Raw genomic sequence first — 23,956 nt, 5'->3', positions numbered from 1 at the left:
TGTTTAGATCTACCTCAACGCCGCCGCGATGTTGCCGCCATCGACTGTCGTCACATCGGCGGTGGTCCGCTCGGCCAGCGCCTGATGCAGGAAGGCTTGGGCGACGTCTTCGGCCGTCACTTCCTGCCCGAGCAGGTTGCCGGACATGTACTCCTTCGCCGAGACGCCGCGCGCGCCCGAGCGGCTGGTGATCATGGCATCGGTCAACAGCCCCGAACGGATGCGGTCGGCGTTGACGGCATTGGAGCGGATGCCATGCGCGCCGTAGTCGAGCGCATATTGCCTGGACAGGAACAGCGTTGCCGCCTTGGGAATGCCATAGGCGCCGAACTTCGGCCCCGGATTGACCGCCTGCTTGGAGGTGTTGAACAACAGCACGCCGCCGGTGCCCTGTTCCAGCATGATGCGCACGGCATTCTGCGCCGCCGACTGATGGGCGAAGAAATTGAGTTCGAAGCTTTTGCGCAAGGTGGCGTCGTCGAGCTCGCCGATCCGGCCCTCCCAGGCAGCACCGGCATTGGAGACGAGAATGTCGAGGCCGCCGTAGACGTCGACCGCTTTGTCGAAGGCGGCGCGCATCTGCACCGGATCGGTGATGTCGGCGCCAATGCCGATCGAACCGTTGCCAGCCTTTTTTGCCGCCTCGGCAGCCCTTGACCCATCGAGATCGACGACGACGGCATGGGCACCGTTGTCGGCGAACAGCTTTGCCGTGGCAGCACCGATCGCGCCGGCGCCGCCGGTGACCAGCACCACCTGGCCGGTCAGCGGCTTCGGCTTGTTGGCGGCGAGCTTGGCCTGTTCCAGCGACCAGTATTCGAGCGGGAACAGATCGCTTTTGGAGAGCGGGCGGAAATCGCCGACGGCTTCGGCGCCGCGTACCGCCTCGATCCACATTTCGCCGACGTCCGAGGCAATCTTCGCATCCTTCAGCGTGCGGCCGTGGCCGAACATGCCGAGGCCGGGCACCAGCGTCAGCCGCGGCATCGGGTCGAGCATGGTGCGCTTCACGTCGTCGAGCGCATCATTGGTTTCGAAATAGGCGCGATAGTCCTTGGCGAATTTCTCGACATGCTGGCGGATGACGGATTTGTAGTCGCCGACCTTGTCCGCGTCGGGCGCCGGCAGTGCCATCGGTCCGGTTTTGATGCGGATCGACAGGTCGGGTGTCGACACGCCGCGTCCGGCATAGTCGGCAATTTTTGCCGAATTGATGAAATCGACGATCGCATCCGAGGTGCGGAAATCGCTGATCATCCGATCGAAGCGGCCTTCGCCGCGTGCCACCGCCACCGCGCCGCGCAGCATCGGCGCAATGTCCGCGGGCTTCGCCAGCCTGGCCGGCAGTGCCACTTTTTCGGTGCGCGGCTTGCCGTTCCCGGCGATGAAATCCTCGGCGACGTTCACATAATGGATCATCCGGTCATAGGCCTGCCTGGCATCGTCGCCGAAGGTGAAGATGCCGTGCTTGTCTAGGATCAGGCCTTCGACCGTCGGATCGGCGTCGAATACATCGGCGGCCGCCTTGGCCAGATCGAAGCCCGGCATGATGTAAGGCACGAAGCCCATCTTTTCGCCGAACACCTTCCGGCTCAGCGCTTCGCTGTCCTCCTGGTCGACGATGGCCAGGATCGCTGTCGAATGCGTGTGGTCGACGAATTTGTGCGGCAGGAAGGCGTGCAGCAGCGTCTCGACCGACGGATTGGGCGAGGACGGATCGATGAGGTTCGCCCGCTGCAGCGCGACCATGTCCTCGTCGGAGAGCTTCTTGAGCGACCGCGCCTTCAACAGCGCGCCGAGTTTGACCGCCGGCAGGCCCTGCGGCTCGATGACGCCCATGTCCCAGCCGCTGCCCTTGACGCAGAGCACGTCCCATTCGTCGCCGACAAGGTCGGTGGCCTTGGTCTTGCACGATGTGTTGCCGCCGCCATGCAGGACGAGCCGCGGCTCGCCGCCCAGCAGCCTGGTCGTGTAGACGCGCAGCGCCAGGTCGCGGGCCACACCCTTTTTAGCATAGTCGGCGACCAGCTTCTCCGCCTCGCCGTCATTCCAAAGGTTCTTCATGTCAGCTTCGTCCGATTTCTCTTTGTTGTGAACAGGAATGCCGCGACGCCTTGATGACAATGCACCGGCGGCTGGAATTAACTATCAGGCGACCTTCTCCGCTGCCGCTCCGGCATGGTCGAGCAGCCGTCGCGCCATGCGCGCGCCTACGACGAGATGGGTGCAGAGCCCGCCGGCGATCGCCGCGACGAGCGGTTCGAACTTGCTCTCTTCCTGCACCACCACAAGGCGCTTTCCGATCTGGCGCAGCGATGACAGCTCTGCCGAAATCAGCCGGCGGTTGTAGCCGCAGTCGAGCGCCTGGCCTCGGGCGTCGATGATCTGCCCGGCAATGACGCCGGCCGCACCCGCCTTGCGCAATACAGCCATTTCGCTTGGCGTCAGCGCGCCGCATTTGACCAGATGGCTGTCGGTGTCCACCGAGCCTACCGAATACAGCGCCAGGCCGCATTCGCCGATGCCCGACAATTGCTCGCGGATCACCGGCTCGGCGCGCAGGCCGCGTGCCAGTTCTTCCGTCGTCAGCACCAGCGGCGCGTAGAAATTCAGCCCCTTGGCATTGAGCCGGCGCGCGATTTCCATCGTGCATTGGTCCGGCCGGTACGAATAGGGGGCGCCCAGATTGCCGCAGAGCTGCACCACGGTGACGTCCTGCAGATCGGCATAGGACATGATGTCGGCGATGGTGTAGATGGTCCGCCCCCAGGCGACGCCGATACGGTCGCCCTTCCTGATCAGCTCGAGAAAGACGCTTGCCGCCAGCACCGCGATGTCGGTCGAGGGGTCGGCGACATAGCCGTTTTCCGGCGCGATCCAGACCGCGTCGAGCTTCAGCGCGTCTTCCAGCTTGCGCGCCAGCACGTCGTCGGTGAAAAGCTGGGTCGAGGTCGAGATGTTGACGATGCCGGTCTCGCGCGCCTTGCGCAGATACATCGCCACCGAGGCACGGGAAATCTTGAGCTGGCTGGCCACCTGGTCCTGGCGCAGGCCGTGTGCATAGTAAAGCCAGGCGGCCTTGTGGATAAGCTGTTCTGCCGGTCGGATCGCCATGCCATCTCCTCGCTGACATTATTCACGGCTCTCGACAAAAGTCAAATTGGAGGAAGGAATAGATGCGCTTTCGCCGCCGAATCTAGACCATTCTTGTGCCACACGCGGTCTATGATGGCATCGTTGGTGGTGACGGGCCGGAAGCCGGTAGCTAAAGTTCTCGACGAACACATTGCGCGGAGGACGGGATGGGCAATCCCTACGAACAGGACCTCGATCGAAACCCGGCCAACCATCAGCCGCTGACGCCGCTGACCTATTTCGAGCGGGCGGCAAAAACCTTTCCCGACCAGACCGCCATCATCCATGGCCGCCAGCGCACGACCTATCGCGATTTCTGGAAGCGCTCGCTGAGGCTTGCCTCGGCGCTGGCGAAGCGCGGTATCGGCAAGGGCGACACTGTCACCGTCATGCTGTCCAACACACCGCCGATGCTGGAAGCGCATTTCGGCGTGCCGATGACCAAGGCGGTGCTGCATTCGCTCAACACCCGCCTCGACGCCGCGGTCATTGCCTTCCAGCTCGACCATGCCGAAACCAAGGTGCTGATCGTTGACCGCGAATTCGCCGGCGTGGTTCGGCAAGCGCTGACGCTGGCCAAGGTCAGGCCGCTGCTGATCGATTACGACGATCCCGACTATGCCGCCGATGCGCCCTATGCCAAGGGGGAGCGGATCGGCACGCTGGACTATGAGGCGTTTGTCGCCGACGGCGACGAGGATTTCGCCTGGTCGATGCCGGACGACGAATGGGATGCCATTTCGCTCAACTACACCTCCGGCACGACAGGCAATCCGAAGGGCGTCGTCTGTCACCATCGCGGCGCGGCACTGATGGCCTATGCCAACACCATCCATGCCGGGATGGGCAAGCACCCGGTCTATCTGTGGACGTTGCCGATGTTCCACTGCAACGGCTGGTGCTTTCCCTGGACGCTTGCCGTGCAGGCTGGCACCCATGTCTGCCTGCGCTGGGTGCGGCCGAAGCCGATCTACGACGCCATCGCCGATCACGGCGTCACCCATCTGTGCGGTGCACCCATCGTCATGTCGGTGCTGATCAACGCCAGGGACGAGGACAAGCGGCAGTTCCCGCAGACCGTCACCTTCAACACCGCCGCGGCGCCGCCACCCGAGGCGGTGCTGTCGGGCATGGCCGATGCGGGCTTTGCCGTCACCCATCTCTACGGCCTGACCGAAACCTATGGCCCGGCCGTCGTCAACGAATGGCATGGCGAGTGGGACCGGCTGGAGAAAGGGGCGAGGGCGGCGAAGAAGGCCAGGCAAGGCGTACGCTATGCCGCGCTCGAAGGCCTGACGGTGATGGACCCGCAGACGATGCAAGAGACGCCGGCCGACGGCGAGACGATCGGCGAGGTGATGTTCCGCGGCAACATCGTCATGAAGGGCTATCTCAGGAACCGCAAGGCGAGCGACGAGGCCTTTGCCGGCGGCTGGTTCCATTCGGGCGACCTCGGCGTCATGCACCCGGACGGCTACATCCAGCTCAAGGACCGTTCCAAGGACATCATCATCTCCGGCGGCGAAAACATCTCCTCGATCGAGGTCGAGGAGGCGCTGTACAAGCATCCCGCCGTCGCTTCTTGCGGCGTTGTCGCCCGATCCGACGACAAATGGGGCGAGGTGCCGGTCGCCTATGTCGAGCTGAAGCCGGGCAAGGCGGCGACCGAGGCGGAGGTAATCGAGCACTGCCGCGCGCTGCTCGCCCGCTTCAAGGTGCCGAAAGCGGTGATCTTCGCGGAAATCCCGAAGACTTCGACGGGCAAGATCCAGAAGTTCCGGCTGCGGGAGATGGCAAAGCAGCCTTAGGGCCTGATCCGAAAACGGAACCGATTTCGGAAAGCATCTTTTCAAGATCCTTCGCAAAAAAACACGGGGCGGCGTTGCAGGCTCGCCCGGCGGAAACCACATGCGTTTCATGGGCCAACTCCGTCCAGGGATGTCACCATCTGTCATCAGCAGCCAAAATCGTGCCTTGACAGGTGATGGTTTTCAATTTACGAGTGACGAAATTCTAAATTCGTCAGTCGTAAATTTGGCCAACGAGATGCTTGAAACCCTAGACACCACCGCCGATTCCGCCCGCCAGGAAAATGTCACGCGCATCCTGGATTGCGCGGAGCGATTGTTTCGCCACTACGGCTACGGCAAGACCAACGTCGCCGACATTGCGCGCGAACTCGGCATGTCGACTGCCAACATCTATCGCTTCTTCGCCTCCAAGGTGGAAATCCACCAGGCGGTTTGCGGCCGCATGCTCGAGACCTGCTACCGGTTGAGCTACGAGGCCTGCCATGGTTCCGGCACCGCCAGCGAAAAGCTCCGCCGCTACGTGCATACGCACTACCAGTGGACGCTCGAGACCATGATCGACCAGGAGAAGGTGCACGAGATGGTCATCGTCGCCATCGAGCGCGACTGGCACGTCATCGAAAAGCACATCGACAGCATCCATGAACTGGTCGCGGAAGTGATCCGCGAGGGAATCGCTACCGGCGAGTTCGTCGATCAGGATCCGGTGATCGCTTCCCGGTGCTTCGGCGCTGCCATTATCAGCCTCTGTCATCCGCAGATGATGGCCCAGTGCCTCGCCAAGAAGAACCGGGCGACGCCGGACGAGCTTACCGAGTTTGCCATCAGAGCCTTGAAGAAATGACCGTTGCCGCCCGTCGGGCGGCGATACCGGCAATTCATCCCCACAGTTCGGGAGTACGAAAAGTGTCTTTGTCCAAGTCCATCACCTACAGGCGACCGGCCGCCGGCCTAGCATTGATTATGGTTGTCGCTCTCGGCCTCGCCGGCTGCTCGCAGGAGAAAGCCGAGGTCACCGAGATCATCCGCCCGGTCAAGGTGGTCGAGATCGCTAAGGCGAGCGATACCCGTCAGCTTTCCTATTCCGGATCGGTGCGTGCCCGCACCGAGATGAATCTCGGTTTTCGCATCAACGGCAAGATCACCGAGCGCCTTGTCGACATCGGTGACCGCGTCAAGCCGGGCGACGTTCTCGCCCGCATCGATCCCACCGACTACGAGCTTTCGGTGAGAAGCGCTCAGGCCAGCCTCGATGCTGCCGACCGTCAGGTCGAGACAGTCGAGCTTACGCGCAAGCGGGCCGAACAGCTCTACGCCAAGAATTTCGCGCCGAAGTCGCAGCTCGAGCAGGCGACGCTCGCCTATAATCAGGCTGTCGCCACGCGAGACTCCGCCCGCTCGCAGCTTGCCCAGGCACAGAACCAGGTCCGCTATACCGATCTCAAGGCGGACAAGAACGGCATCGTCACTGCCGTTGCCGCCGATGTCGGCCAGGTGGTCGGCTCCGGCACGCCGGTGGTGACCGTTGCCATCGACGGCGAGAAGGAAGTCCTGATCGCTGTTCCGGAAACCGATATCGCCGAATTCAAGCCGGGCAAGACCGTCAAGGCTGGCTTCTGGTCCGATGAGGCGCTGACGCTCGACGGCAAGGTCCGCGAAGTCGCCGGCAGCGCCGATCCGCAGTCGCGCACCTTTGCCGTTCGCGTCAGCCTGCCCAACGATTCTCGCGTGCTGCTAGGCATGACCGCCTCCATCGAAGCCGCGGCGGACAACCGGCAGCAACTGGTGTCGATCCCGCTGGCCGCGTTGGCGCAAAAGGACAGCCAATCGATCGTCTGGACAGTCGACCGCAACGGCGGGACCGTCCATGCGCATCCGGTCAAGGTCGCCGCCTTCACCCCCGACGGCGTCAGTGTCGCCGATGGGCTGAAGCCGGGTGACGTCGTCGTCGCCGCCGGCACGCAGTTCATGACCGAGAATCTGAAAGTCAAGCTGACCGGTGATGCGGCGCAACAGTCGGCGTCGGCCGATGACGCTGCAAGGCGCTTGCGCTGACGGCCAGGCAATTCACGGTTTCCGGGCGGCAGGCGCCCCCGATTTTCGAGATCTCAGGTCGATGTAACCCCCACGTCGATCCTCGCGTCCCACCGCGATGTAGATCTCTCAACTCGGAAAGCCACGCCGCCCGGAAGCCCACATCGGAAGTTCCTTGGGCATGCGAAAGCGCGTGCTCTGTTGATCAAATTGAAACGGACTGACGCCGATGACCATCGACACCAATGAAAAGCGGTCTTTCAATCTTTCGCGCTGGGCAATCGGCCATCCGAGCATTGCCCGCTTCCTGTTCGGGCTGATCATCGTGGCCGGTGCGCTCGGCCTGATGCGCATGGGCCAAAAGGAAGACCCCGATTTCACCTTCCGCGTCATGGTCGTCCAGGCGATCTGGCCAGGCTCCTCGATCAAGGAGATGGAGGACCAGGTCGTCAACAAGATCGAGCGCAAGCTGCAGGAAACGCCGCACCTCGATTTCGTCCGCTCCTACACCCGCGCCGGCAGCGCCATCATCACCTTGCAGGTCAAGGGCGACACCAATCCGGCGCAGGTCGCCGATGCTTTCTATCAGGTGCGCAAGAAGGTCGGCGATATCGCCAATGAGCTGCCGCAGGGGCTGCTCGGGCCTTACTTCAATGACGAATTCGGCGACACGTTCATCACCCTGCATTCGATCAGCGGCGACGGCTACAGCTATCCCGAGCTGAAGAAATTCGCCATCCAGGCGCGTGACATGCTGCTGACGACGCCCGGTGTCGAGAAGGCCGTGATCATCGGCGACCAGCCGGAAAAACTCTACATCGACGTTTCATCCAAGGCGCTTGCCGAACGTGGCCTGACGTTGACCGACCTGCAGAATGCGATCCGAGGCCAGAACAATGTCGACCCGGCAGGTTCGGTCGACACCGGCCAGCGTTCGGTGCGCATTTCGGTCGAGGGCGATGTCACCAGGGCGGCCGACATCCGCGAGCTTCGCCTGCGCGCCGGCAACCAGGTGACGCGCCTCGGCGACATCGCCACCGTGACCTCCGGCCTCGAGGATCCGTACCAGCGCAAGTACCGTTTCAACGGACACGACAGCGTCCAGCTCGGCGTCGTCATGGCCAAGGGCTTCAACGTCACCGACGTCGGCAAGGACGTCGAAGCGACCTATAAGCGCTTCGAAGAGGCGCTGCCCTATGGCGTTTCGGTCGATCAGATTTCCGACCAGCCGCATGTCGTGAAGGAGGCGGTGAGCGAGTTCATGGAAGCGCTCGGCGAAGCGCTGCTGATCGTGCTTTTTGTATCGTTCCTGTCGATCGGCTGGCGCTCGGGCCTGGTGATCGCGATCGTCATTCCGCTGGTCCTGGCCGCCACCTTCGCCATCATGTACGAGCTCGGCATCGACCTGCAGCGCATTTCGCTCGGCGCGCTGATCATCGCTCTTGGGCTCTTGGTCGACGACGCGATGATCGTCGTCGAAATGATGGAGCGAAAACTAGAGGAAGGCTTGGTCAAGGTCGAGGCGGCGAGCTTCGCCTACTCCTCGACCGCTTTCCCGATGCTGACCGGCACGCTGATCACGACGGCAGGCTTCATCCCCGTCGGGTTCGCTGCCTCGACCGCCGGCGAATATGTGCGCACCCTGTTTTACGTCGTCGGCATCGCGCTGATCGTGTCCTGGTTCGCGGCGGTCTATTTCACGCCATGGCTCGGCCACATGATCCTGAAGCAGCGCAAGCACGCCGGCAACCATCACGATGTCTTCGACACGCGCTTCTACCGCCGTCTTCGCTCGACCGTTGCATGGGCGGTGCGCCACCGCATCATCGTGCTGGTAATGACGCTGATGACGTTTGCCACCAGCCTGTGGGCGTTCCAGTTCATCCCGCAGAATTTCTTCCCGCAATCGTCGCGCCCGGAAATCCTTGTCGACCTCTGGCTGCCGGAAGGCACCAGCATCAAGGAAGTCGAGACCCAGGCCAAGGCGCTCGAAGCCAGGATGATGGACGACAAGGACAAGCGCTTCATCGCCACCTATGTCGGCGAAGGCGCGCCGCGCTTCTTCCTGCCGCTCGACCAGCAGCTTCGCAACCCGAACTTCGCCCAGCTTCTGGTGATGGCCAATGACGAACCGGCCCGCGAGCGGCTGATCGTCAAGCTGCGCACCATCCTGGCCGAGGATTTCCCATCGATCCGCGCCAAGGTCGACCGCCTGTTCCTCGGTCCGCCGACCGGCTGGCCGGTGCAGATGCGCGTCATGGGTCCGGATCGCCAGGAGGTGCGCCGCATCGCCGACGAGGTGAAGGCGAAGTTCCAGGCAAATCCGCTGCTCGGCGCCATCCACGACGACTGGCTGGAGCCGGTGCCGACGATGAAGCTGGTGATCGACCAGGATCGCGCCCGTGCTCTCGGCGTCACCTCGCAGCGCATCCGCCAGATGCTGCAGGCGGCCATGTCGGGAGCGCCGCTCGATGACTTCCGCGACGGCGAGGAGACGGTTTCGATCGTCGCCCGTGAGCCGGAGGCAAGCCGTCACCTGCTGTCGGCGGTCGACTCCGTCTACATCCCGACCGATTTCGGTGGCTCCGTGCCGCTGTCGCAGGTCGCCAAGGTGGTCCCGGTGCTGGAGCAAGGCGTCGAATGGCGGCGCGACCGCTTGCCGACCATCAGCGTACGCGCCACGCTGCCGGACGGCGTGCAGCCGAACGATGTCGCCATGAAAATGTACAGCGAGATGCAGGGCCTGCGCGCCAGCCTCGCCCCCGGCTACAAGATCGAGATCCAGGGCGGCGCCGAGGATGCGGCCGAAAGCCAGGCCTCGATTGCGGCGAAAGCGCCGATCATGCTGGCCGTCATCGTCGTGCTGCTGATGATCCAGCTGCAGCATTTCGGCAAGGCCATGCTGGTGCTGGCCACCGGTCCGCTCGGCATCATCGGCGCGGCCGCGGCACTTTTGATCAGCGGCGCGCCGTTCGGCTTCGTCGCCATCCTCGGCGTCATCGCCCTGCTCGGCATCATCATGCGCAACTCGATCATCCTGGTCGACCAGATCGACCAGGACATCGCCGCCGGCGTGGAGCGCTCCGAGGCCATCATCGGCTCGGCGGTGCGCCGGTTCCGGCCGATCGTGCTGACGGCGCTGACGGCGGTGCTGGCGCTGATCCCGATCTCGCGCGGCGTCTTCTGGGGGCCGCTCGCCTACGCCATGATGGGCGGCATTCTCGTCGCCACGGTGCTGACCATCCTTGTCCTGCCGGCAGCCTATGCGCTGTTCTTCGGCAGGGAGCCCAAGAAGGTGGTGGCAACGGAAGAGGCGGCCAAGGTGGCAGAAGAAAGCGAAAGGCCGCAACTGGCCCTGGCGGCCGAATAGAGCTGTTGGCAAATGTGACCTCCGGCGGTTTAATCCGCCCACCAGGCGTAGGCGCCGGAGGAGGACCGTCATGACCATGGCTCAGACAAAGGCACCGCTGCGGCTGCCGATCGACGGGCGCCATCGCCGGATGCTCATCGGCGGCGGCTGGGTCGATGCCCGCTCCGGCCGGACCACGGAGAGCCGCAATCCCGCCACCGGCGCGGTCATCGCCACGGTGCCGCGCGCCGACCGGCAGGACATCGACTCGGCGGTGACTGCTGCGCGCAAGGCGTTCGAGGGCCCGTGGAGCCGGTTCAAGCCTTATGAGCGGCAGGTGCTGCTGCTGAGGATCGCCGACCTCTTCGAAAAGCACTGGGAAGAGATCAGCCGCTCCGACACCACCGACATGGGCATGCCGATCATACGCACCCGCGCCAATCGCAACCGCGTCATCGGCATGCTGCGCTACTATGCCGGCATGGCGACGGCGCTGCACGGCGAGACGATCGACAACTCGCTGCCCGGCGAAATCGTCTCTTTCACCCGCAAGGAGCCGGTCGGCGTCGTCGGCGCCATCATTCCCTGGAACGCGCCAACGGCGGCGTCGATCTGGAAGATCGGGCCGGCGCTGGCGACCGGCTGCACCATCGTGCTGAAGCCGTCGGAAGAGGCGCCGCTGACGCCACTTTTGATCGCCGACATCATGAACGAGGCCGGCGTGCCGGCCGGCGTCGTCAACATCGTCACCGGCACCGGCACCGAGGCAGGTGCCGCACTCGCCGAGCATATGGGCATCGACAAGATCGTCTTCACCGGCTCGACGGCAACCGGCCAGTCGATCGTGCGGGCCTCGGCCGGCAACCTCAAGCGCGTCTCCCTGGAGCTCGGCGGCAAGTCGCCGGTCATCGTCTGCGCCGATGCCGATCTCGACAAGGCGGTGCCGGTGGCGGCGATGTCGGTGTTCGCCAATTCCGGCCAGATCTGCATCGCCGGTTCGCGCCTTTTCGTCGAACGCGCCGTCCATGACGAGTTCGTCGAGCGGCTCGCGGCATACGCCAAGGGTCTCAGGGTCGGCGACGGCATCGACCCGGCGACCGAGATCGGTCCGCTCGTCTCCGAAAAGCAGCTGCAACGGGTCACCGGTTACCTCGAGGCCGGCACCGCGGAAGGGGCGAAACTCGTCACCGGAGGCACCCGGCTTGTGGAAGGCGCGCTTGCCGCCGGCAATTTCGTCGCGCCGACCGTCTTTGCCGGCGTCTCGGACAACATGAAGATCGCCCGTGAGGAGATATTCGGGCCGGTGATTTCAGCCTTGCCGTTCGATACGCTGGACGAGGCGGTCGAGCGGGCCAACAACACGCCTTACGGCCTGGCTGCAGGGGTCTTCACCCAAAATCTCGCCACCGCCCACCAGCTGTCGCGCAAGATCCGCGCCGGCTCGGTCTGGGTCAATACCTATCACGCCATCGATCCGGCCGTGCCCTTCGGCGGCTACAAGATGAGCGGCTACGGCCGCGAGGGCGGCGCCGAGCACCTCGCTGAGTATCTCAACACCAAGGGCGTGTTCATCAAGATCGATTGATCGGTCCGCCGCCCGCACAAAAATGCTCCCCGACGCCGGTTTTGCAAAACAGAATTCCTTCCCATGGCCGCAAAGCCATCCCATGCTCGAGCAATTGGAGCGTTACGCTCGTCGTCATCGGTGCGTTTTTCCATGGCAGAAAATCGACAATTGCGGCTTGGCGCTTTCATGCGGCCCGTCAGCCTTCATACCGGCGCCTGGCGCTACCCGGGCGCCTATCCCGACGCCAACTTCAATTTCGCGCATCTCAAGCACTTCGCGCAAAGGCTGGAAGCGGCGAAGTTCGACGCCTTCTTCATGGCCGACCACCTGGCCGTGCTCAACATGCCGATCGAGGCGCTGCGGCGCAGCCACACGGTCACGTCCTTCGAGCCGTTCACGCTGTTGTCGGCGCTTGCCGCCGTCACCGATCGTATCGGGCTGATCGCAACCGCCTCGACGACGTTCGACGCGCCGTACCACATCGCCCGTCGTTTCGCCTCTCTCGACCATATCAGCGGCGGGCGCGCCGGCTGGAATATCGTCACCACATCCAATCCCGACGCCGCGCTGAATTTCGGCCTCGACGAGCATGTCGAGCACAACGAGCGCTATCGCCGGGCGCGGGAGTTTTATGATGTCGTCACCGGCCTGTGGGACAGTTTTGCCGACGATGCCTTCATCCGCGACGCCGAAAGCGGGCTCTATTTCGATCCGGCGAAGCTGCATGTGCTCGACCACAAGGGCGAATATCTTTCGGTGCGGGGACCGCTCAATATCGCGCGGCCGGTGCAGGGCTGGCCGGTCATCGTGCAGGCCGGCGCGTCGGAGGCCGGACGGCAGCTCGCCGCGGAAACGGCCGAGGTGATCTTCGCCGCCCATGCCGATCTCGCCTCGGGGCAGCGCTTCTTTGCCGACGTCAAGGAACGTGCGCAAAAACTTGGCCGGTCGCGCGACGACATCAAGATCCTGCCCGGCGCCTTCGTCATTGTCGGCGAGACTGTCGAGGAGGCGCAGACGAAGCGGGCCAAGCTCGACAGCCTCGTCTACTACGAGAGCGGCGTCGCCTCGCTGTCGATCGCGCTCGGCCACGACGCGTCGCGGTTCGATCCGGATTCAGTCTTGCCCGAAATCCCGGAAAGCAACGCCAGCAAGAGCGGCCGCGAGCGCGTCATCGAACTGGCGCGCAAGGAAAACCTGACCGTCAGGCAGCTTGCGCAGCGGCTGGGCGGCTATTCCGGTCTTGCCTTCGTCGGCACTTCGAAAACCATCGCCGACGAGATGGAGGAATGGCTAGTCACCGAAGGCTCGGACGGGTTCAACGTCATGTTCCCCTATCTTCCCGCCGGATTGGATGATTTCGTCGAGAAAATCGTGCCCGAATTGCAGCGGCGCGGCATTTTCAGGAGCGAATACGAAGGATCGACCCTGCGCGAAAATCTTGGCCTGAAGCGGCCGCCAAACCGGTTCTTCCAACCTGAGACGGCAGCGATCCGCAAAGCTGGTTAGAACCGGTAATGATTTTAGACCGTGGCAAGCATCCGTTCTTTTCGTTCGGTCCGAATGTCCATAGGGTCATGAGCAGCGGGCTGGCAGCCCGAAATCGTCGCGAGGGCTTTGCATCATGACCAATCCGGCCGTTGTCGGTTTCTCAGGCAATTTCACCCGGCCGTCCAAGACGCGCGGCTTCGTCGATCGTATCGTGAACGAGGTAGCCGGCAGATATGGCCTGGCCGCCAGCACGCATGACGTCGTCGACCTCGGCCCCAGCCTCGGTGGCGCCAGATGGGCGCGTGAACTGGATGCGCAAGCGGGCGATATCCTCAAGTGCGTCGTCGCGGCGGACGTGCTCGTCGTTGGCTCGCCCACCTACAAGGGCAGCTACACCGGCCTGTTCAAGCACTTCTTCGATCTTGTCGACCCAACGGCGCTCAGGGGCAAGCCGGTGGTGCTGCTGGCGACCGGCGGCGACCGGCATGCGCTGATCATCGAGCACCAGCTGAGGCCGCTGTTCGGCTTCTTCGAGGCCTTTACGCTGCCGACCGCGATCTACGCTTCGGACAGGGATTTCATCGACGGCGTGCTTGCGTCCGAGACGATCCAGGCGCGCGTCGGACAGGTGCTCGAGGATATCGGTGCAGCGCTTGGCGGTCGCTCCCGCGCAGGCACCGCTGCCGAATAGCCCCTAAAAAGAAAAACCCGCCTCGGCGGCGGGTCTCGGGGCGAATCAGCACCATATCGAGATTAGTAGCATAGCTGCCGGCACAAAGCAAGAACAAAATGCAGGGATCGAGCGCGCCTTGCGCGCCCGATCCCTCAAGGCAAGCCGTCAGATGACGAACAGCCAGTTGGCGAGCAGCATCACCACGACGCCGGCGACGAGCGTCAGATAGGGCAGCATCCCCGCCTTTTTCACCGCAAGGTCGGACGAGCTCATGCCGAGATCGGCCAGCATGTGGTCGGGGAATTTGCCCTTGTCCTGGATGTAATGCCGGAAGCAGAACACCGGGATGATCAGGGCTGCCGTGATCAGCCCGGCCCACAATGCCATCGGATTCCAGACCTTGGCGCCGGCGCCCATGAAGACCGCGTTGACGTAGGCAAAGATCGCGCCGAGGCCGAGCAGCCAGCTCGGCGCCTTCCATGGCCGCGCGATGTGGCCATTGTCGATGCGGTGGATCCAGCCGGCATTGAGGTTAAGGAAGTTGAAGATGATGTAGCCGCAATTCGACACGGCGAGGATGAAGAAGAAGCTCGTTGCGTCGGCCGAGGCGATGGCCAGCACGATCAGGTTGAAGATCAGGTCGGTCCACATCGCCCGCGTCGGGGCGCCGTGCTCGTTGACATGGCTGAGATAGCGCGGCAGCCAGCCGTCGACCGAACCTTGATAGAGCGTGCGCGAGGAGCCGGCCATCGCCGTCATGATGCAGAGCACCAGGGCCAGGATCATCAGCATCACCAGCAGGCTGTGGATCAGCTGTCCGCCGCCGACCATGCCGGCCAGCGCATCGGCAACGCCGGAGCCGTCGACGATCGGCGTCGCCAGCATGCCGTTCAAGCCGAGCACGCCCTGGAAGGTGAACGGCACAAGGATGAACAGCAGCATGCATAGCAGGCCGGAGTAGAAGATCGCCTTGAAGGTATCGGTGCCCGGGTTTTTGAACTCGGAGGTGTAGCAGACCGCGGTCTCGAAGCCGTAGGTCGACCATGCCGCGATGAACATGCCGCCGAGCACCAGCGTCCAGGCGGCGATGTTCCATGCGCCGGGCTCCGGCGCATAGGCTGCCGCGAGCGGCACCAGCGGCGAGAAGTTTGCCCAGTTGATCTGGCCGGTGACGATCGGCACCACGCCGACGATGAGCATCGGGATGATCACCAGCAGGCCGATATATTTCTGCACGTTGGCCGTGCCCAGGATGCCGCGATGCTGGATCGAGAAGATGATCAGCATCAGCACCGCGCCGATGAAGAAGGTTGCGTTGAAGGTGAAGGAAACCGGGCCAAGCGTGTGACCGTAGAGCGTCCAGTTACGGATCGCCGGCGTCGCCGCCGCGGTGACCGCGGTGATGGCGTCAGCGGCGCTGGTTCCGGCATGGGCCGCAATATAGGCGGCGACTTCCGGCGAAGTGTCGGTGAACAGCGGCACCGGCGCCAGTGCGTTGAGGATATAGGCGGCGGCGATCGAGCAGCCGAGCGACAGCACCGGCGACCAGGCGAACCAGTTGCACCACACCGAAAGCGGCGCGATGAATTTCGAATAGCGCAGCCACGCGGTGGCGCCGTAGACCGAGGCGCCGCCGGATTTGTTCGGGAACAGCCCGGCGATCTCCGCATAGGTGAAGGACTGCAGGAAGCCCATGACCATGGATACGGCCCAGATCAGGAAGGCCAGTGTTCCGGTGGTGCCGGCGATGCCGCCGATCGAAAACAGGACAAGGGCCGGAACGCCGCTTGCCACCCAGAAGGCGCCGCGCCAATCGATGTTCCGGTGCAGCTGCCCTTCGGCAGGCGGCACCAAGGTGGTGACTATCGTGCTCATTTACGTGGATTCCCCATTTTTGATGTTCCCCATCGGCAACAGCCGCAATCTCGCGAGGCGTCATCGACGCTCACGTTGAACGGCCCCAGGCGTTTTCCGCTCAGTAGTATTTTTTTCTTAGCAGTGAAGATTGACCCAACGCGCTTTCACGTCAAGCGCTTTGTGACGCTGTGCACATTGCGCTTGTGTGAGAAGGGAAGAACCAGGCAGCGTCGATCACGAGCGCGGCCTGGTCTTTTGCGGGTCGTAATGGGCGAAGGCGACGACGCGCGCCGGTAGCCGCTTGCTGTGGCCGTCGAGCTTGCCGATTTCGACCTCGGTGCCGATCGCCGAATGCGCGACGTCGAGCCTGGCCAGCGCGATAGTCTTGTTCAGCACCGGCGAGCGCATGCCCGAGGTGACGACGCCGATCTGGGCCCGGCCGACATGCACGCAATCGCCGTGGCCGACGGCGACATTGGCGTCGATGTCGAGGCCGACCAGCTTCTTCTGCGGGTTTTCCTTGCGCCGGATCAGCGCCTCGCGGCCGATGAAATCGTCGCTCTTGGTCTTCAGCGGTACGGTGAAGCCGATGCCGGCCTCGAACGGATCCGTCTGGTCGGAAAACTCGTAGCCGGCAAAGATCAGCCCGGCCTCGATGCGTACCATATCGAGCGCCTGCAGCCCCATCGGCTTCAGGCCGTGCGGCTGGCCGGCCTGCCAGATCGCGTCGAACACCTTTTCGGCGTCGCGCGGATGGCACCAGATCTCATAGCCGAGCTCGCCGGTGTAGCCGGTGCGCGACACCACGACGGGAATGCCGTTGCCGCCGCCGATGCGGGCGACGGCGAAACGGAACCATTCGAGCTCGTCGATCGACGGCTGTAGCGGCGAGGTCCAGATGATCTGCCGCAGGATGTCGCGGCTTTTCGGTCCCTGCACGGCAACATTGTGCATCTGGTCGGTCGAGGAGCGCACCAGCACGGTGAGGCCGAGTTTTTGCGCCGTTTCCCGCAGCCATTCGCCGGATAGATCGTCGCCGCCGACCCAGCGGAAATTATCCTTGCCGAGCCTGAGCAGTGTGCCGTCGTCGATCATGCCGCCATGCTCGTAGCACATGGCGGAATAGACGATCTGGCCGACGCCGAGCTTCTTGATGTCGCGGGTCAGCGTGTATTGCAGCAGCGCCTCGGAGTCCGGCCCGGTGACCTCGAACTTGCGCAGCGGCGACAGGTCCATGATCACGGCGTCCTGCCGGCAGGCCCAGTATTCATCGATCGGGCCTTGCCTGGCGAAGGAATTGGCCAGCCAATAGCCCTTGTACTCGACGAAGTTGCGGGTGTGCTTGGCAAAGCTCGAATGAAAGGCGGTCTCGCGGGTCATTTTCGGTTCCGAATCGGGCGTCATGCGTCTGGCGATCGCTCGCGAGAATTTGTGCTGGCCGGAATAGGTTCGCACATGGATGTCGGTCAGGTTCCAGCCATTGGCCGGCGTCGTATCGTCGGGGCAGGCGGACGAGACGCAGACGATGTCCGTGAGCGCCCTGAGTAGCACATAGTCGCCCGGCCGCGACCACGGCTCGTCCGATACCACGACGCCATGCGCGTCGATGGCCGTGTTGAAGAAGAAGTTGATCGCCATCCAGCCGGCGCGAGGCGTGACACCCTTGTCGGCCAGCGCGCGGTTGAAATTCTCCGAGCAGTTGGGATGGCCGGGATAACCGATGTCGTCGTAATATTTGGCCGCGCAGGCGAGCGCGAATGCATCGTGGCGGCCGCAAGTGTCCTGCACAACCTCGACCAGCGGCTCCATGTCCTGGTCGTAGTATTTCGAGTGCAGACCGGGCATCGGATAGCTCGAACCCATCAGCGTGCGCGTCGTCGTCACGTCGAGCGGATGATCGCGGCCCTTGTCCAGCTTGCGCGCCGAAAAGCACTGGAAGTCGGTGCATTGACGCCCGTCGACATCGATGATCTGCAGATAGTCGCCCGCCTTGACGAAGTAGGCCTCCGCCGTCGCCGAATGGACGCGCAGGTCGAGCACGGGATCGGCCAGCGGGTCGGCAAGCCCGGATTTTGCCGCCGGGCGGATGGTGGCGCGGCGGACGATGACGCTAACCGGCGTCGCCGTATCGTGGCCGTCGACCAGCATCGGCCCGCCGGGCGCGGCAATCAGCATCGACCCATCGCGGGCGACGGTAAAAGCCTGTTCGGTACCGGCAGGGGTGGCGCCGCCGAAAACGCGAACCGCCTTCGCCTGGTCGATCTGCACCTGGCGCCGCTCGAGCCCCCGGCGCAAGGATGCGAGGCTGTCGTCGCCTTCGGCCAGCAGCGCCTTGATGCCGGCGGCATTGCTGTTCGATTTCTCGCCGAGAATGCCGGGATCGGTCGCGTCGCTGCTGTCCCATGCCAGCAGCTCGCAGGCCTGCCCGCCCTCGACATCGCGCACGGTGACAATGTCGCCGGCCTCGACCTCGATCAGCACCGCACCATTGCCCTGAACCGAGTAGCGCTCCATCCCGGCCGGCAGCGTAATCTGGCCTGGCCGCAGGATCAGGCTCGGCCGGGGCGGTCCGGCGACGACGGCGGGGTAGGGCGACTGGCTCATCTCAACCTTGGTTTCGAGAAACAAGTTTGCCTGTGTGTGAAATTATTTTAGCGGGAAGAATAGGATAGAAGAGCCGGAGTTGGCAAGTGAAGGCGGCGCGCGCGCCTCTTCCTTCTCTCCTTGTGGGAGAAGGTGGATCGGCGCGCAGCGCCGAGACGGTTGAGGGGTGTTGGACGGAGTGCCGTCATAGCCAAGCTGGAGCACCCCTCATCCGACCGAGCTTCGCTCGGCCACCTTCTCCCACAGGGGGAGAAGGGAAGGTGGCGCACAATCCTACCCCAATTCCTCGGAATGCCCGATCTCGACGCCATACTCGGCGGCAGCGTCCAGCATCGTATGCCACAGGCTTTCCGCGAAGGTGGCGAACACCAGAAGATTGAACACCGCCTGTCCGTTCGGCCGGTCATTGGCGCGCCAGAGATTGATGCTGGTGTGATCGACCGAGGTCGCCGCAGCGGTGCCGGCCGGGAACGCCGCGGGGTGCAGGTCTAGCGACGACAGTTTGGCCAGCATCGCGCGCGCCTTTTCTCCGGAAACGCTGATCAGCGCGCGCGCATGCGACTGGTCGGACAACGAGGCGGATTGCGCAAACGCCTGGCTCAGCGGTTCGCTCGCGTGCTTGCCGCCATTGGACAGGACCAGGAACTGATCCGGTCCCGACCAGATCAGCCTAGCGTCGGGAGTTCGGGTCGCCTTGGGCGTTTCCGGGGCGGCAACGCCGAAGCGGGTTTCGGCGGCCTTCGCCAGTTCTGCCGCTTTGCCGCGCCGCGCCATCACCTGGATCAGGTCGAAATTGCGGATCTCGGTGAGCGATACGCCGGCCGCCGTGCCGCGCGCGCCATAGGCGCCGACAACAAGCGCTTTCTCCAGCGGACTGCGGGCAATCCAGGAAAACTCAGCCACGCTGGCGCCCTCCATCCGGATCGTATAAGACCGGGCTGCACAGCTCGACGTCGTAGTCTTCGCCGCGTAGCGGATCGTGCGCATGGACGATCTCGCCGATGCGCTCGCGGCCACGCTCAACAAGCGCCAGCCCGATCCACTGGTCGAGCATGGGCGAGAAGCAGACCGAGGTGACGTAGCCCTGGTCGTTATCGGGGCCGGGCGTCTCGCCCTTCGGAATGATATGCGCGCCGGAGCGCAGGCGGCGCGTCTTGTCGACGGGCTTGATGCCGACGACGACCTGCCGGTCCGGGGCAATCAGCGCCTCGCGGCCGGCCATGACGCGGCCGATGAAATCTTTTTTGGTCGACATCATCTTGCCAAGGCCGAGGTCGGCGGCCGTCGTCGTGCCGTTCAGCTCCGGTCCGGCGACATGGCCCTTTTCGATGCGCATGACGCCGAGCGCCTCGGTACCGTAGGGCGTAACGCCGAACGGCTTGCCGGCCAGCATCAAATTGCGCACCAGCGCCTCGCCATAGCGGGCGGGAACCGAAATCTCGAACGCCATTTCGCCCGAAAACGAGATGCGGAACAGCCGCGCCTTGATGCCACCGCGAAGCGCAACTTCCCGCGCCCCCATGAAGGGAAAGCCTTCGTTCGACAAATCCTCCGCCGGATCGACCATTTCCCGAAGCAGGTCCCGGGTCTTCGGCCCGGCGATCGAGAATTGCGCCCACTGGTCGGAGACCGAGGTCAACTGCACGTCGAATTCCGGGAACAGCACCTGCCGGCAGAATTCGAGATGCTGCATCACCAGCCCGGCCTTGGCGGTGGTGGTGGTCAGGAAATAATGATCCTCGGCCAGCCGCGACGTCGTGCCGTCGTCATAGACGATGCCGTCCTCGCGCAGCATCAGCCCGTAGCGGGCTTTGCCGACGGCGAGACTGGAGAAGGTGTTGATGTAGACGCGGTCGAGAAAGGCGCCGGCATCCGGGCCGTGCACGTCGATCTTGCCGAGCGTCGAGACATCGCAGAAGCCGACGCCGGAGCGCACCGCCTTGACCTCGCGGGTGACCGATTCCAGCCAGTCCTTTTCGCCGGCGCGCGGATACCATTGCGCCCGCTTCCACAGGCCGGTGTCGACGAACACCGCGCCCTGTTCGGCTGCCCAGTGATGCGACGGCGTCAGCCTCGTCGCATGGAAGTCTTCGTCGCGATGATGGCCGGCGAAGGCGCCGATGGCGACCGGCACATAGGGCGGGCGGTAGATCGTCGTGCCGGTTTCGGGGATCGATTTGCCGCTGATTGCCGCCATGATGGCGAGACCGGCGACGTTCGAGGTCTTGCCCTGGTCGGTGGCCATGCCGAGCGTCGTATAGCGCTTGAGATGCTCGACCGATTCGAAACCTTCGCGCTGCGCCAGTTCGATATCGGACGCGGTCACGTCATGCTGGTAATCGACGAAGGCTTTCCCTTTGCCGGCCACATACCAAAGCGGCGTCAGCGAAAACGCCTCGCTGTCGGCGACCGGCGATGTGCCGGCATTGCCGCTGCGTCCAGCACCCTGCGCTGCCGCAGCACCCGCGGCAAAGCCCTGGCGCAGGCAGTCGCCCAGCCCGAAGGCGCCGTTGGCGGCGCCGACGGCCACCATGCCGGGCGGCGCACCATCCGGTACGAAGGCTGCGATATCGTCCTGCCATTTCGGCCGGCCGCGATGATAGGAGGTCAGCCCGACCGCCGGATTCCAGCCGCCGGACACGGCAAGCCCGTCGACTTCGACTTCCGCCCGTGCGCCGCCGGTCAGCGCCACCACGATTTTCCGGAGCCCGTCCTTGCCGCCTTCGACCCCGCTGACCGAGCCGTTGAGCACGGCAAAGCCGCCTTTGGCGGCAAGCGCGCGATGCGCGGCGGAGACGTCCGGGCGCGCATCGACGACCGCCGCGATCTGCAAACCGGCGCCAAGCGCGGTCTCGACCGTGCGCCAGCCATCCTCATTGTTGGTGAACAGCGCGATCCTCTTGGCAGGGGTAACCGCGTAGCGCGCGACATAAGTCCGCATAGCCGAAGCCATCATCACGCCCGGCGTGTCGTTACCGGCAAAGACGATCGGCCGCTCGATGGCGCCAGCGGCAACAATTGAGCGCTTCGCCACGATCCGCCACAGCCGCTGGCGCACCTGGTGCTCGGGCGGCGAGGGCAGGTGGTCGTTGACCCGCTCGATCGCGCCATAGGTGCCGCCATCATAGACGCCGAACAATGTCGTGCGGGTCATGATGCGGACATCGGGCAGTGCGGCGAGTTCGGCCAGCGTGCGCGTAATCCATTCGGCCGCCGGCGCGCCGTCGATCATGCCGCCGTCGGCGAGCAGGCGGCCGCCAAGCGCAAAATCTTCCTCGCACAGGATGACGCGGGCGCCGCCGCGCCCAGCCGCCAATGCCGCAGCCAGCCCGGCCGGGCCGGACCCGGCAATCAGCACGTCGCAATGCGCCCACGCCTTGTCGTAATGGTCGGGATCGGCGACGCCTGCAGCGCGGCCGAGGCCGGCGGCGCGGCGAATCGTTGGCTCGTAGATCGTTTCCCAGAATTTCGCCGGCCACATGAAGGTCTTGTAGTAGAAGCCGGCGACGAAGATCGGCGCGAACAGCTGATTGACCGCCATCAGGTCGTGGCGCAGCGATGGCCAGCGGTTCTGGCTGGCGGCTTCGAGCCCGTCATAGAGTTCGGCCGTGGTCGCCTTGGTGTTCGGCTCGCGCCGCGCTCCGCTGCGCAATTCGACCAGCGCGTTGGGCTCCTCCGAACCAGCGGTCAGGATGCCGCGCGGCCGATGGTATTTGAACGAGCGGCCGACCAGCTTGACGCCATTGGCGATCAGCGCCGAGGCCAGCGTGTCGCCTTGGAAGCCGGCAAAGCTCTTGCCGTCGAAGCGGAAGGCCAGCGGTGCGGCGCGATCGATGAGACCGCCGCTCTCCAGCCGGTGTGTCTGCGCGGGGCCAACCATCAGGCCCCAACCTCGGCGGCACCAACGCCTGCAGCCGGTTCGACCGCCGAAATCTCATGCGTCAGCGTGTTGCGGGCGACTTTCAGCCAGGCCCGGCAGCCGCCGCCATGGTACCAGTATTCGCTCATCGGCCCGGCGATGTTGTCGCGCAGATAGACGTAGTCGAAGACCTCGTCTTCGGTGGCGCCGGCCGCCGGACGCGCCGGCTTGGCGTCGCCCAGATAGGTGAATTCGCCGAGTTCGCGTTCGCCGCAGAAGGGACAGACAATGCGCATGCTTCTTCAGCCAGCCTTCAATGCAGGTTCGGTTGGGCGCCCTGGCCCTTTTCGTCGATCATCGCACCTCGCCGGAAGCGGTCGAGACGAAAGCGAGTAGCCTCCTTGTGCGGCTCGTCGCGCGCCAGCAGATGGGCAAAGACCAGGCCGGAGCCGGGCGTCGCCTTGAAGCCGCCATAGCACCAGCCGGCGTTGAGATAGAGCCCGTCGACCGGTGTTTTGTCGATGATCGGCGAGCCGTCCATCGACATGTCCATGATGCCGCCCCACTGACGCAGAAGCCGTATCCGGCCGATCATCGGCATCAGCGCCATGCCGCCTTCGCAGACGTCTTCCATGACAGGCAAATTGCCGCGCTGGGCGTAGGAATTGTAGCCGTCTATATCGCCGCCGAAGACCAGGCCGCCCTTGTCGGACTGGCTGACGTAGAAATGCCCGGCGCCGAACGTCATGACATTGGGGATCAGCGGCTTGATCGCCTCGGAGACGAAGGCCTGCAGCACATGGCTTTCGATCGGCAGCCGTATGCCGGCCATCGCCGCGACGCGCGACGAGGAGCCGGCGACCGCCATGCCGACCTTGGCCGCGCCGATCCTGCCGCGGCTCGTCTCGACACCGGTCACCTTGCCGTTGGCGTCGCGGACAAAACCGGTCACTTCGCAGTTCTGGATGATGTCGACGCCGAGCGCGCTCGCCGCATGCGCATAGCCCCAGACCACGGCATCGTGGCGCGCCGTGCCGCCGCGCCGCTGCAAAAGCCCGCCCTGCACCGGAAAGCGCGCATTGTCGAAGTTCAGGAACGGCATCATCTTCCTGACCGCGGCGAGGTCGAGCAGTTCGGCATCGATGCCGTTGATGCGCATGGTGTTGCCGCGCCGCGCATATGCGTCGCGCTGCGCGTCGGAATGGTAGAGATTGATGACGCCGCGCTGGCTGACCATGGTGTTGTAGTTGAGGTCCTGCTCCATCCGTTCCCACAGCTTCATCGAAAGCTCGTAGAAACCGGTATTGCCGGGCAGCCCGTAATTGGAGCGGATGATGGTGGTGTTGCGGCCGGCATTGCCGGAGCCGATCCAGCCTTTTTCCAGCACCGCGACATTCCTGATGCCGTATTCGCTGGCGAGGAACCATGCCGTCGCCAGGCCATGGCCGCCGCCGCCGATGATCACCACGTCGTAGTGGCTCTTCGGGCTGGCGTCGCGCCAGGTGCGCTGCCAGTTCTTGTGGCCGGAAAATGCCGCCCGGGCGAGGGAGAAGATCGAGTATTTCATGAACCTGTTTCG

The 23,956-nt window shown here is 64.1% G+C and carries 15 protein-coding genes; 7 read left to right on the top strand and 8 right to left on the bottom strand.

Going from position 1 to position 23,956, the window contains the following annotated elements; all coding sequences use genetic code 11:
* Positions 1-9: 9 nt before the first annotated feature.
* Together NKI17_RS01735 and NKI17_RS01730 are read right to left on the bottom strand one after the other, a co-directional pair.
* Positions 10-2,064, bottom strand: a complete 2,055-nt coding sequence (locus NKI17_RS01735) for a bifunctional aldolase/short-chain dehydrogenase (protein WP_352569352.1) — start codon at positions 2,062-2,064, stop codon at positions 10-12.
* An 84-nt stretch (positions 2,065-2,148) separates the two neighbouring features.
* Positions 2,149-3,114 carry a sugar-binding transcriptional regulator gene (locus tag NKI17_RS01730; protein WP_352905319.1) on the bottom strand — a complete coding sequence of 322 codons (966 nt, stop codon included), beginning with the start codon at positions 3,112-3,114 and terminating at the stop codon, positions 2,149-2,151.
* A gap of 188 nt (positions 3,115-3,302) precedes the next feature.
* On the opposite strand from NKI17_RS01730, the gene NKI17_RS01725 reads away from it, so the two are divergent.
* From NKI17_RS01725 to msuE, 7 genes are all read left to right on the top strand, one after another.
* Positions 3,303-4,943 carry an acyl-CoA synthetase gene (locus tag NKI17_RS01725; RefSeq protein ID WP_352905318.1) on the top strand — a complete coding sequence of 547 codons (1,641 nt, stop codon included), beginning with the start codon at positions 3,303-3,305 and terminating at the stop codon, positions 4,941-4,943.
* Positions 4,944-5,181: 238 nt separating this feature from the next.
* A complete protein-coding gene (locus NKI17_RS01720; protein WP_352724304.1) occupies positions 5,182-5,790 on the top strand; it encodes a TetR/AcrR family transcriptional regulator in 609 nt (202 codons plus the stop codon).
* A 62-nt stretch (positions 5,791-5,852) separates the two neighbouring features.
* On the top strand, positions 5,853-7,001 hold the full coding sequence (locus NKI17_RS01715) for an efflux RND transporter periplasmic adaptor subunit (RefSeq protein WP_023675997.1): 1,149 nt from the start codon (positions 5,853-5,855) through the stop codon (positions 6,999-7,001).
* A 208-nt stretch (positions 7,002-7,209) separates the two neighbouring features.
* Positions 7,210-10,350 (top strand): efflux RND transporter permease subunit, encoded by a 3,141-nt coding sequence (locus NKI17_RS01710; RefSeq protein ID WP_352905317.1) that lies wholly within the window; start codon positions 7,210-7,212, stop codon positions 10,348-10,350.
* A gap of 70 nt (positions 10,351-10,420) precedes the next feature.
* A complete protein-coding gene (locus NKI17_RS01705; protein WP_352905316.1) occupies positions 10,421-11,914 on the top strand; it encodes an aldehyde dehydrogenase family protein in 1,494 nt (497 codons plus the stop codon).
* Positions 11,915-12,046: 132 nt separating this feature from the next.
* Positions 12,047-13,402, top strand: a complete 1,356-nt coding sequence (locus tag NKI17_RS01700) for an LLM class flavin-dependent oxidoreductase (RefSeq protein ID WP_023675994.1) — start codon at positions 12,047-12,049, stop codon at positions 13,400-13,402.
* Positions 13,403-13,517: 115 nt separating this feature from the next.
* Positions 13,518-14,075, top strand: coding sequence for an FMN reductase (gene msuE / locus NKI17_RS01695; RefSeq protein WP_352905315.1), 558 nt, complete (start codon positions 13,518-13,520; stop codon positions 14,073-14,075).
* A gap of 147 nt (positions 14,076-14,222) precedes the next feature.
* Here msuE and NKI17_RS01690 read toward each other — a convergent pair whose 3' ends face one another.
* The 6 genes from NKI17_RS01690 to NKI17_RS01665 form a co-directional block, all read right to left on the bottom strand.
* Complete coding sequence (locus tag NKI17_RS01690; RefSeq protein WP_352905314.1) at positions 14,223-15,932, bottom strand: trimethylamine N-oxide permease; 1,710 nt, start codon at positions 15,930-15,932, stop codon at positions 14,223-14,225.
* Between the two features lie 216 nt (positions 15,933-16,148).
* A complete protein-coding gene (locus NKI17_RS01685; protein ID WP_352569358.1) occupies positions 16,149-18,518 on the bottom strand; it encodes a trimethylamine N-oxide demethylase in 2,370 nt (789 codons plus the stop codon).
* A 273-nt stretch (positions 18,519-18,791) separates the two neighbouring features.
* The gene (locus NKI17_RS01680) at positions 18,792-19,421 is read right to left on the bottom strand and encodes a sarcosine oxidase subunit gamma (RefSeq protein WP_352569359.1); all 630 of its coding nucleotides are present in this window, start codon (positions 19,419-19,421) and stop codon (positions 18,792-18,794) included.
* On the bottom strand, positions 19,414-22,398 hold the full coding sequence (locus NKI17_RS01675; RefSeq protein ID WP_352569360.1) for a sarcosine oxidase subunit alpha: 2,985 nt from the start codon (positions 22,396-22,398) through the stop codon (positions 19,414-19,416). The genes NKI17_RS01680 and NKI17_RS01675 overlap by 8 nt, the downstream gene beginning before the upstream one ends.
* Positions 22,398-22,673, bottom strand: coding sequence for a sarcosine oxidase subunit delta (locus tag NKI17_RS01670; protein WP_352575616.1), 276 nt, complete (start codon positions 22,671-22,673; stop codon positions 22,398-22,400). The genes NKI17_RS01675 and NKI17_RS01670 overlap by 1 nt, the downstream gene beginning before the upstream one ends.
* Positions 22,674-22,690: 17 nt before the next feature.
* A complete protein-coding gene (locus tag NKI17_RS01665) occupies positions 22,691-23,944 on the bottom strand; it encodes a sarcosine oxidase subunit beta family protein (RefSeq protein WP_352575618.1) in 1,254 nt (417 codons plus the stop codon).
* Between the last annotated feature and the right edge of the window lie 12 nt (positions 23,945-23,956).

The sequence above is a fragment of the Mesorhizobium sp. M0816 genome (assembly GCF_040320005.1).
GTDB lineage: Bacteria > Pseudomonadota > Alphaproteobacteria > Rhizobiales > Rhizobiaceae > Mesorhizobium.
The sequence above is the reverse complement of the archived record's forward strand: the minus strand, read 5'-3'. Positions and strand labels throughout refer to the sequence as shown.

What these genes read in the sequence shown, in the direction of transcription:
- NKI17_RS01700 (WP_023675994.1), top strand. Translation starts at nt 12,047, where the DNA reads ATGGCAGAAAATCGACAATTGCGGCTTGGCGCTTTCATGCGGCCCGTC.
- NKI17_RS01690 (WP_352905314.1), bottom strand. Translation starts at nt 15,932, where the DNA reads ATGAGCACGATAGTCACCACCTTGGTGCCGCCTGCCGAAGGGCAGCTG.
- msuE (WP_352905315.1), top strand. Translation starts at nt 13,518, where the DNA reads ATGACCAATCCGGCCGTTGTCGGTTTCTCAGGCAATTTCACCCGGCCG.
- NKI17_RS01725 (WP_352905318.1), top strand. Translation starts at nt 3,303, where the DNA reads ATGGGCAATCCCTACGAACAGGACCTCGATCGAAACCCGGCCAACCAT.
- NKI17_RS01705 (WP_352905316.1), top strand. Translation starts at nt 10,421, where the DNA reads ATGACCATGGCTCAGACAAAGGCACCGCTGCGGCTGCCGATCGACGGG.
- NKI17_RS01675 (WP_352569360.1), bottom strand. Translation starts at nt 22,398, where the DNA reads ATGGTTGGCCCCGCGCAGACACACCGGCTGGAGAGCGGCGGTCTCATC.
- NKI17_RS01665 (WP_352575618.1), bottom strand. Translation starts at nt 23,944, where the DNA reads ATGAAATACTCGATCTTCTCCCTCGCCCGGGCGGCATTTTCCGGCCAC.
- NKI17_RS01685 (WP_352569358.1), bottom strand. Translation starts at nt 18,518, where the DNA reads ATGAGCCAGTCGCCCTACCCCGCCGTCGTCGCCGGACCGCCCCGGCCG.
- NKI17_RS01710 (WP_352905317.1), top strand. Translation starts at nt 7,210, where the DNA reads ATGACCATCGACACCAATGAAAAGCGGTCTTTCAATCTTTCGCGCTGG.
- NKI17_RS01720 (WP_352724304.1), top strand. Translation starts at nt 5,182, where the DNA reads ATGCTTGAAACCCTAGACACCACCGCCGATTCCGCCCGCCAGGAAAAT.
- NKI17_RS01670 (WP_352575616.1), bottom strand. Translation starts at nt 22,673, where the DNA reads ATGCGCATTGTCTGTCCCTTCTGCGGCGAACGCGAACTCGGCGAATTC.
- NKI17_RS01730 (WP_352905319.1), bottom strand. Translation starts at nt 3,114, where the DNA reads ATGGCGATCCGACCGGCAGAACAGCTTATCCACAAGGCCGCCTGGCTT.
- NKI17_RS01735 (WP_352569352.1), bottom strand. Translation starts at nt 2,064, where the DNA reads ATGAAGAACCTTTGGAATGACGGCGAGGCGGAGAAGCTGGTCGCCGAC.